The sequence below is a fragment of the Methanomethylovorans sp. genome (assembly GCF_041447285.1).
Lineage (GTDB): Archaea > Halobacteriota > Methanosarcinia > Methanosarcinales > Methanosarcinaceae > Methanomethylovorans.
In genome coordinates this window covers 109,637-120,020 of the sequence record NZ_JBGMEB010000015.1, presented here as the reverse complement: position 1 = coordinate 120,020, position 10,384 = coordinate 109,637, and the positions used below count along the sequence as shown (strand labels likewise).

Sequence of the window (10,384 nt, the reverse complement as noted above, 5' to 3'; positions counted from 1 at the left end):
AAGGAGATCTGTTCAAAAATACTGCTCTCTGGCTGTACTTTTAGTGGGGATGACCATAAACCTCGGCATTAATGAAAAGAAGGCTTTACAAGCCTTTGCTGAGTGAGGATACTACAAGGACCCTATATGTAAGTTAGTATAAATCGGTTTTAGGTGGACAGTAGATAAGTTTTATGCAAATACAATATATGTATCTATATATCGTATATAGGGCGTAGGGATCTAAATGTTGAAAACATGGCATCCTGAATAATTCTTTTTTAGGAACTGCAATCCAAGAGGATCGAGTTGCTTCTGCATTTATCTATGGAATGAAAGATATTTTCATATCTTTTTTAATAATGCTGTTTTGTTAGGGAATAGTTTCGGTCTGGATTCAACTATAAGCCCCGAAAGATTGGCTTTTAAGATGCTTTCTTCAAAATCCTTTTTTGAAACATGGAATGGTGGCTCTACCATGTAGATTTTACCATTTGTTTTAAGCACTGAACTCAATTCATTGAAAAATGCTTTTTTATTTGGAACTTCATGAACCATATAGAACAAAAATACCAAATCAAACTTTCCAGACACACCAATCTTATCTTCAGTGCACTTATGCAATGCAATCCTGTGCTCGATTTCAGATCCCTGTATCTTTTCTTGTAGTCTCTGAAGCATTCCTTCCTGCAAGTCAGCAGCCACTACCCTACCGTCATCCCCAACCATCCGAGCCAGATCAATTGTAAAAAAACCTGGACCACACCCTACCTCCAAAACTGTCATTCCTTCCTTAACATATGGATTGAGGATCTTTCTGGGATTTTGTAACCATCTTCTTATCCGATTATCAAGGCTACCGGACCTTTCTACCGGACATACAGGATTCTTTTGAGTGCTCATTATGTCTTCTCCTTTTAAATCACCATTGAATGTTTATTACTGTATATACTGCTCATTATGCTTTTAAGTGCTCCTTTCATCCTCGTTTCCTGTAAACAATATATGCACCTGCGAGCAGGATAGCGATAACACATACCACGATTGGAAAAACATTTAATTTACTTTTTACTGTGTTTTTATCAGCTGGATACGCATCTTCAACTGCAGCCATAGCCTTTGCCTCTTCATTCACAGATTTCATTACATCCTCTGAAACTTCCTGAGCTTCGGTTTCAGAGATAATTGCAAATGGTGAAAATCCAGGGGTCTGGCTTTCGAAATAGATGTAACTTTCGTCTTCTCCAGCAGTAGTAGTAGGAAGTGCTTTCCATGAGGAATCTGCATACCTGTAAAGCTTCACGGTGTCAGTTTCAATATTGTTCTCTTCCAGCCATTTTTTCTCTACCTTGAAATTGACCTTAAGATCATTCACATTCTCAGGAACAACGAAGCCGACCTTACCAACCCAAATATTCATTTGCTGATATATCTGACCAGGAGCATTGCTTTTTGCAAAGGAGGATTTATCTTTCAGCACTTCAATTGTCGCCTGTATATTTCCAGAGTTTTTAAGACTAAGGAATTGTATTGATGTGATTTTATTTCCCTCTTTCTTGAAACTGTAAGTGATATATTTGTCCTTTGTGACAAAGATGTTCTGCACCTCCTTTAAAAGGACATTTTCATATCTGTCACCTGTAGGTGCTCCACCGCTACTCCCACTAACTCTTGAAGAAGAAGAGGAGGAAAAGGAAGAAGAAGAGGAATCACCCTCGTTGCTCTGCTTAGCAGCTGAGATTGTAAAATGGGTACTGAAGGTCTGTTCATTACCTACATTATCAACAACGTAAAAGGATGCCGAATGATCTCCTACAGATAAACCTCTTGCAATATACAAAGAATATGAGTCTGTTATTGTGATGTTTACACTATCTGTAACATCGATGCCGTCAAATTTGAAGATACTGGCATTTGTATTGATACCGGTCTGAGAATCACTGTAATCAAAACGAACGCTTACATCTGTTGTTCCAGCTTCAAAAGTATAACCTTTAGCAGGAGTAACATGTTCAAGTTGGGGAGCTTCTAAATCAATGAACGTAGATCCAGAAGTGGGAATGTAGCCCACAGCATTAATGATCTGTTTACCTTCGTCAGTCATGATAAAGTCAATGAAACCTTTAGTAAGTCCAGTTGGTTGTCCATCTGTATAGAAATAAAGTTTCCTTGCTAGGGGGTATCCTCCATTGAGTATATCCTCGTTGGTAGCTTCGACAAAACCATCTCCATCATTAAGAGCAAGAGCTTTTACATTGTTATCAAGGTATGCGTATCCTATGTATCCTATAGCACCTCTATTCTGAGCTACTTCTTGTACAATAGCTCCGGTGGCTGGTTGTACAAGCATATCTTGGCGATATTCTCTTCCTTTAAGAACTTCTTCTTTGAGGTATTCATATGTTCCAGAGCTACTATCACGACCGATTACTGTAATTGGCCTATCTTCACCACCAACATCCTTCCAGTTGCTTATGTTTCCATCGTATATCTCCTGGAGCCGAGGGAATGTTAATCGAGTTACAGGGTTTTCAGGGTTAACAACAACTGCAATCCCATCCATAGCAATTACTGTCTTCACAGGATTGATGCCTTTTTGTTTTGCTTCTTCTATTTCGGAATCTTTCATATCCCTAGAAGCCATGGCAACCTCCACTTCACCATCGATAAGAGCAGCAATTCCCACCCCTGAGCCACCCCCAATTACTGTGATGCTCTTGTCCGGATTCTTTTGCATGAACTCTTCAGCCTCTACCTGACCTAAGGGGAGAACTGTATCTGATCCCTTTACGATAATACTCTGTTTGGCTGCTGAGAGAATGGGTGTAACTTCTTCAGCAGCAACTTGTACAGGGTAGATGTTATCTGCGGAACCTATTATGCTTATTAGTATCAATATAATTAAAAATTTAGAGATGAATCTACTTGAATCTTTTACTATTGTACCATCCATAAAACCATCATCCAATGTTACATATTCGTGTTTTTATTAAATTTTCAAATGTAAGTAAACTATTGGTATTCAAGATAACTTTTATGCAATGGAACTATATAGAATTCCAGAGGTAGCAATATTACTTAGTTAATTTCAAAATTCGGTTTTTTAACTACGCAACAATTCTACCCACCTATTTGTACTGGGAAACGATTCTAGCGCCGTTAGAACCTGTTATTTTGCGTTGTAAAGGAATTGAAGAATGGCTAATACTATTAGGCTAAAATGAGTGAATGACCATTTATTCGAATTTCTAGTCCACATACTTCATAAAAATACACATGCACTATACTATTAGTATAAAAGTAATCCAGTAAGCTTTAAATAGAACTTTTTATCTGTAAAAAGAAAGGGGTTTTAAAATTTTACGTGAAAAAACGATATTTAAGATTCACAGAGGTTAAGCAATGAAAATAAGAGTTGTCAGTTCTAAAGAAGAAATCGAGACGTTAAGCCCAAATGAAGATATAGTGCACCTTGCATTCAGACCATCTAACACAGACATATTATCACTTATAACGAAGTGTCCGCAGATTAAAGCTCTCCACATTCCAACTTCTTATAAGAGAACCATATCCAGCTCTACAAAAATGTTCCTTAAAATGAAAGGTATTGAATTACTTGAAGGTGATGTGTGGGGACACCGTAAGGATATCAATGAGTACTCTGAGGTCTCCCCACATGTGTACGACCGCATCAAGGAGTATCGCCAGGATGGCATGCAGGAAGAGGACATTATTGATATAATGGTAAGAGAGACCAGGCTCAGCCAGGATTTTATTTCATTCCTTGTTAGGAATAACTAATTACTCTGTGTTGGTTATATAACTGGTACTTTCTATTTTTATATTTTGATCCCTCAATGACGGTGACTGCGTTAGGATACTTTGCTTGGAGAGACTCCAACCAGCAGACTCAAAACATCTGGATTAACTGTGGAGGATTTCGATAAACCTAAATTTTTAACCGATTATTTATAAATGGTATAAAAGACATTTTTAAGTCCTGGGGTTTTTCGAAATCCTCTGTGAGACAAAAACCTTTAGAAGAGTATTTCACGCATATTTCATTTCAGCATCTATAGAGCTTTACTTATTTTCTTAGATATGCAACTTTTCCCACGGTTAAACCTATGAGATATCTGGTTGAGTTCTTCAGAATCTGCAATTAGTACTTATAGAATATATGTGGGTCTAATATTTATATTTGTATTGTAATAGTAAAACACCTATCCTTTGTGGAGGAAAAACATGTCAAATTTACAAATTATATTCGCTATAGCGTTTCTTTTAGACCTATTCATCGGGTATAAGATCTATATTTTTATGAAAAAATGTGTTTACAAGATATTTTATTCCGATCAGCAACAATAGCGTACTTTGTTATTAATATTTATGATTGATATGCTTGCATTATTGCTGCAAGCATAAATCACCTACTCTTTTGGTGTACTCCTCACCCAATACACAACTAATGCAGTTTGGTACAAAATTATCAATGCAATTTTGGCAAGTTGGCAGCCACCTCATACACAAAAAACATTCTCTGTTCCTAATCTGCCCAATAATTTCTTTTCCACAATATGAACAAAATTGTTCCATTATTTCTTCTCCTATGGTTTTTTACTTATTGTAGTCGATATAAGTCTATTTTACGATTTTTTGGATCAGATAAATATGATAAATCCTGATTGTAATCAATTGTTTTCAGATGGGGATTATTCCATTTCTACTTCTAAAACACCTATGAGTCCAGTAATTAATTTGTATAGCAATGCCATGAGAATACCCACTTTAGTACAATAATGAAAGTATCAGGTAGGTATAAAAAGATATTCTAAATGTTTTTGTTATATGTCGGTTTACTATAGAGTAGAAATAGAACTATATACGAAAGAAGAGACAACTTCTTTATCTACTTATCAGTATTAATTCAAGCGATTTTTTGGATGATTGCATGTATTTTCTCCTTGTAAGATTCGTTATTTAGATTCTAGTTGTAGTCTGTTCCTCTCGGCAATATGCACCTAGCTAGTACAGCCATTGGGCCCTCAAGTACATCTTTGTTCTTCAGCATATTTTTGGCAGATATTATCAATTCCACCACGGATTTTGTTGTGTTAAGAATGAGAGGAAGAGAAATTATTTACATACGTAATTAAAAGCAATATGTAGCAAGAATTGAAGAGCTAGGACCACTACAGCATGGATTGAAACATAAAAACCCTATAGATTAACTCTAAATAATATAAATTGATAAACAAGAATTTACTACAAGATGACTGGAGATGTAACATATAATTATGTGGGGCAGATATATATGATCTGTAGATTTCAAAATAAATGCGCTGAATATACCAGATTTGCCATCGGCAATTGCAATGAACTCGATATCTTAGAATGTGATGATAAAAAGATATACGAAAAAATAGAAAATAAGTATCTGGCTTTAAGGTAAAAACTCGAGGATATATTTCTTTTTCTTTGGCTGATAGTGTCCCTACTTTGCTGTAAAATACGAGATGTTATTGTGAAAATGTAATCGACAGAGACAAAATGGTGCAATAAACAACATAAAAAGTTCCTAGCACAAAATGCTCTGTGGGTGAGGTATCAGAAGTAGAAGTTCTCTGATAATCTTCAACAAACAGACTTACAGATGGATAATACATCAATACTATTGTCCAAATGATGTAAGTACTCGAAAAAAGCTCCACCCTCACTGCGAAGCAGTAGGGTGGGATATTTCACTAGTCTTTTTTAATGGATTCACCTGATTCAGTTTTTTATTGCAATAAGGACAAATGATATTTTCTTCAAGTGCCAGATCATCATTGATGATATTTGAGAAAGCAACCTCAATAGTTCCCTTACATTCCGGACATTCTACCAACATGTTACCACAATCATTTATCTCAAACTCAATTTAAGTTTAATTCTTTTTGTATCTATAACTTTCCTTTACATTTGAACATGTAGCCATCCACCAATTTTAAATCATGCAATATAGATTTAGAAAAACGATGGTATTTGAAAATCACCTGATATACCATCTATAACCATCGGCCAAAATGAAAGGCTTATTGAAATCCTCATAATAAGAATGGAATTGGTTGAGAATTACAGGATCAAAATCAAGATAATTGATTCAGTTCCTTTTAAATAGTAAAAAACAAATCGAATTCAAAAAATATAAAAAAGAGAATAATAACTCACTGTTCTATACATATTTATTTCATTAGAATGTAGCGAATGACACCTACAACCAAACCGATTCCTCCCAGTGTAATCGCCACTGTTGGAATATTGGATTCCCCGTTCTGAACCGCCACAATGGTGTCGTTTTTTGAATATATCAATCCTGAATCACTCACTATCCTTTCTTCCTGATAAGTCTCATTTTTCACCAAATCTATTATGCGAGCTTCACCATAGCCACCTGAGCGGTGAATCTCGTCACCTTCTTCTACTGGGGTTCCAGATGCATCCGGCTGCTCAGCAAGGTCCGGATTTTTATCAACAGGCAAAGTAATATCAACATTCTCATCTTCATCAGTAGAGTTATCCACAATATCTGCAGGAGATACTGAGCAGGCATGGACACTTAAGCTAAAAGCAATCATCATGAGCAACACAAAAAGAAGTCTCATTTTATCACCCACAGATCATTAATTCTCCCGATTAAATGCATCATTCAATCTAGAGCGAATATCTTCGCGCAATTCATCCAACATGTAAAGTATGTCATCAGCAGTATCTAGCAGATATTCTTTGTTTTTCCAGCCAATAGCACCTAATAATGCGACCGCTACTAAACCGAACAATATCCAACCTATTACACCGGATTTACTTTTTGTTTCAGGTTGTACCGCTTCTGTTACACCTTCAACTTCTTCCGGAGAAGGTTTACTTTCAGCATCTTCTGACCATACTGCTGCTTGTGATGTTTCTGCAGTGTTCTCAGCAGATGATGCGAGTGTCTTTTGAGAAGTAATAGCGAACGGTGAGAAACCGGGTGTATGTGACTCAAATACAGCATAGCTCTCAGTGTTGTTTATCAAAGTAGTAGCTAACACTTGCCATGTACCATTATATCTTTGCAACTTGACATCTGACGGATCCACACCATTTTTCTGCATCCATGACGTGTTTACCTTGAACTTGATTCGTACATCCTTAATATTATCCCCGTTGGAAAAACCAGAATTTCCCAAAAAGATATTGACATATTTATATACCAAGCCCTCAGGGTTATTGTTTACTACCTTTGATCTATTATTCAGCACTTCTATAGTAGAAGCTATTTTTCCGGAATTTTTTAGTGAATATAAACTAATTGACTGGACATCGTTACCTGACTTTGTGAACTCATAGGTAACATTTGCATTTTTTTGAAGATATGTAGTAGCAACATCTTTCAATGCAAGATTTTCATAATCCTCATTGCTACCAGCGGATCCACCACCGCCACTACTGCTCTTTTTGGAACTGCTGCTACTACTGCTTCCACCACTGCCTGAAGAAGATGTTGTCAGACTGATTCTTGCAGGTATGCCGAACAATCCTTCGCTATTGTACGGTACTAGAACGTAGTTATAGGTTGTTTCTTCAGTCAGATTACTATCTATATAAAATGTTGATCCGCTGATGTTTCCAAGAGATACGTTATCCCTGCTGATTTGCACTCCAGAAGTATCATTTGAAGTTTCCCAGACAAAAGTAATTGAACTTTTTCCGATGTCACTTCCCGACAGATTATAGACCTGGGGGAGTTTCAACGCAACAGCCGAATCATTGACCAATACGGAATTAGTGTTTCCTGACATATCTATCGTCTGGATACCGATAGTGTAAGTAACTCCCTCTGATAAACCAGTTGCATTGTAGAAACTGGTGTAATTATCAGAAGTACAGGTTAAAGGAACACCATCCATATAGATGATCGCATATCCATAATCAGTATCAATAGGATTTGTCCACGTCCATAGTATCCAGCTTGTGCCTGCGCTTGTCTCTGTAAGGTTTGTTACAGAACCAGGAGGAGTTACATCGATAGAAATAGTAGCGGTTGCAGAATCGTTTACCCATGTAGGATTGATATTCCCTGAAGTGTCAACAGTCTGAATGCTGATCGTTTGAAGAGTACCCTCAGATAAACCTGTCACATTGTAGTAAGAATCCGATGTATCCATTATATATACACCATTCAAATAAATCATCACATGACTAAAATCTGAATCAGTAGGATTAACCCAAGTCCAGTGTATCCAACTTGGACCTGTACTGATTTCGTAAAGGTTTGTAACAGCTGCAGGAGGTGTTTGATCTATAATATTTATCACAGAACTATCGAATACAGTCCCAGCAGATTCGAGATCTGTTACTGCCTGATCCACTTCTGCCTGAGTGACTCCTGTATCAGTATAAATTGTTTCTGCAGTTGCAATAGCTGAATTAAATGCATCGATAGCAGATTGTGGGTATTGGCCATTTTCTGTTCCGGCAACTGCACTAGCTACTTTTTCCTTTGCTGCATTGATGACGGTGGTCAACGCACTTTTATCAATTGTTAAAGCTACTACTGTGACAGTAATTGTATCAGAATCAGTAAGACCTTTTGATTCTGCTGTGAACGTTATGTCATAAGTTCCAGCAGCACCAATATCGGGAGTCCAACTGAAAGCACCGGTATTTGCGAAACTAGCCCCACTTGGCAAATTGGCGGCAGAATACACAACATTATCACCGTCGGGATCTGTGGCTGATATGGCGAAGCTTAGTAATGAATTCTCATCAATTACCTTACTACCAATCGCATTAAGAACAGGTGACCGATCTACATCGCCCACAGTTATTGTTATTGTTTCGAGATCAGTGATGGTGCCATCTGTTACCCTGAAAGTTACACTATAGTCACCAGAAGATGTATAAGAAGGAGTCCAAGTAAATACGCCAGAATCGGCATTGAAACTTGCCCCAGATGGTAAACCAATAACAGAATATGCTAATTCATCACCATCGGAATCTTTGCCTGAAACCACAAAAGTAAGCAATTCATTTTCATTAACAGCCTTGTTGCCTATTGAACTAAGTACAGGTACTCTGTTAATGTTATTTACTGTAATTTCTATTGTTTCAGAGTCAGTTAGACCACCTGCTGTTGCCATAAACTTGACATAGTAAATACCTGCTGCGGAATATCCCGGAGTCCACACAAATGCGCCAGAGTTTTTATTGAAGCTTGCTCCTGGAGGCAAACCGACAGCAGAATATGTTATACTGTCTCCGTCATTATCAGTTGCAAAGACATTGAAACTTAGCACTGTATTCTCATCAATTGACTTGTCTCCAATTAGATCGAGTATCGGGGCAGTATCATCTTTTTGAACTGCAACCTCATTATCACCCAGAACATTAATCTGACCAGTGCTACTACCATTTGAAGAAACATAATCTGCATTTCCAGTGATTTCATAGGTTCCCACTGCTGTGTTGGCTGGGACCTTGACGCTATAAACAATTGAATACGGAGTACCAGCAATGATGTTCGATGTTGTGCCTGAAAAGGTCCATTTAACATTGGTTGAAGAATAAGAGAATTTGCCGGAATAGATTTCATTAACTATCCATCCACTTGGTATCGTTTCTTTTATCCCAAGTGAAGACACGTCTTGATTTGCTGTTATGTTAAGAGTGACTATAAAAGTACCACCTGGAATTACAGTACCTTCAGATATCGACCTTGAAACTGTTACTTCGTTTGCTGCTAAAACCGGATTTGAAGATATTACCAGAATAGTTAAGAGTATAATTCCTATAAGTCCTATAGTTCTACTCAGTGAATCAGTATTATAATTGATCATTGAATCCACCACCATTTTTCAGTCTGCTAATTTAATTGTAAGATCTACCACGAGAATCTGCTCATCGCCTCGATATTTATATCCAAGACCTATCTTCTCCTGAAATTCTCTGATACTTCAGAGCCTGTATATTAAATTGAAAAAAGGGAAGTAAATATGATAGGAACAAACCAGATAGGGAAATTGAAACAGATGACCGTGATAACCAGCATATAAAAACTACACATGCCAGTGGCAGAGTGATAGTCTCATTCATGACTTAACCTAGTCATATCAACTTAAAGCATTTTCACAAAGGAAATAAGGAGCTATAAAGACACTATATAGATGGACGTAGATCACATGGAACTCTATTCCAAGATTATGGTAATTTAAATTTATTATAAAGTTATTGAGTAAAGGAGCAAAAATGAGATAATATCATTGAATTAGATGAATAAACCCTAATATAGACGGCAAAAAGTGTTGATGATTTTGATTGATGTTGATAGAGTTGGGAAAAAGTTCATTGACTGCTCTTTTGGTAGCAGAGGAACGAAGTAAGGTTC

Annotated in this window: 6 protein-coding genes and 1 pseudogene; 2 read left to right on the top strand and 5 right to left on the bottom strand. The window is 36.9% G+C overall.

Features of this window, described 5'->3' with window-relative positions:
* Positions 1-324 precede the first annotated feature (324 nt).
* A complete protein-coding gene (locus tag ACC612_RS09810; protein WP_371854344.1) occupies positions 325-882 on the bottom strand; it encodes a class I SAM-dependent methyltransferase in 558 nt (185 codons plus the stop codon).
* 76 nt (positions 883-958) lie between these two features.
* Positions 959-2,932 (bottom strand): phosphate ABC transporter substrate-binding protein PstS family protein, encoded by a 1,974-nt coding sequence (locus tag ACC612_RS09805; RefSeq protein ID WP_371854343.1) that lies wholly within the window; start codon positions 2,930-2,932, stop codon positions 959-961.
* Between the two features lie 449 nt (positions 2,933-3,381).
* On the opposite strand from ACC612_RS09805, the gene ACC612_RS09800 reads away from it, so the two are divergent.
* Positions 3,382-3,780 carry a DUF1699 family protein gene (locus tag ACC612_RS09800; protein ID WP_371854342.1) on the top strand — a complete coding sequence of 133 codons (399 nt, stop codon included), beginning with the start codon at positions 3,382-3,384 and terminating at the stop codon, positions 3,778-3,780.
* Between the two features lie 1,912 nt (positions 3,781-5,692).
* Here the strand turns inward: ACC612_RS09800 and ACC612_RS09795 are convergent.
* The 3 genes from ACC612_RS09795 to ACC612_RS09785 form a co-directional block, all read right to left on the bottom strand.
* A complete protein-coding gene (locus ACC612_RS09795) occupies positions 5,693-5,869 on the bottom strand; it encodes a hypothetical protein (protein ID WP_371854341.1) in 177 nt (58 codons plus the stop codon).
* A gap of 334 nt (positions 5,870-6,203) precedes the next feature.
* Positions 6,204-6,623: a hypothetical protein gene (locus ACC612_RS09790; protein ID WP_371854340.1), complete on the bottom strand. Its 420-nt coding sequence runs from the start codon at positions 6,621-6,623 to the stop codon at positions 6,204-6,206.
* 18 nt (positions 6,624-6,641) lie between these two features.
* Positions 6,642-9,836 (bottom strand): PGF-pre-PGF domain-containing protein, encoded by a 3,195-nt coding sequence (locus tag ACC612_RS09785; protein WP_371854339.1) that lies wholly within the window; start codon positions 9,834-9,836, stop codon positions 6,642-6,644.
* A 471-nt stretch (positions 9,837-10,307) separates the two neighbouring features.
* Between ACC612_RS09785 and ACC612_RS09780 the strand changes: the two are divergent.
* A pseudogene (locus ACC612_RS09780) lies at positions 10,308-10,376 on the top strand (IS1 family transposase); the annotation flags it as partial.
* Between the last annotated feature and the right edge of the window lie 8 nt (positions 10,377-10,384).

Coding starts and splice junctions, on each gene's coding strand:
- ACC612_RS09800 (WP_371854342.1), top strand. CDS start 3,382: ATGAAAATAAGAGTTGTCAGTTCTAAAGAAGAAATCGAGACGTTAAGC.
- ACC612_RS09790 (WP_371854340.1), bottom strand. CDS start 6,623: ATGAGACTTCTTTTTGTGTTGCTCATGATGATTGCTTTTAGCTTAAGT.
- ACC612_RS09795 (WP_371854341.1), bottom strand. CDS start 5,869: ATGTTGGTAGAATGTCCGGAATGTAAGGGAACTATTGAGGTTGCTTTC.
- ACC612_RS09805 (WP_371854343.1), bottom strand. CDS start 2,932: ATGGATGGTACAATAGTAAAAGATTCAAGTAGATTCATCTCTAAATTT.
- ACC612_RS09785 (WP_371854339.1), bottom strand. CDS start 9,836: ATGATCAATTATAATACTGATTCACTGAGTAGAACTATAGGACTTATA.
- ACC612_RS09810 (WP_371854344.1), bottom strand. CDS start 882: ATGAGCACTCAAAAGAATCCTGTATGTCCGGTAGAAAGGTCCGGTAGC.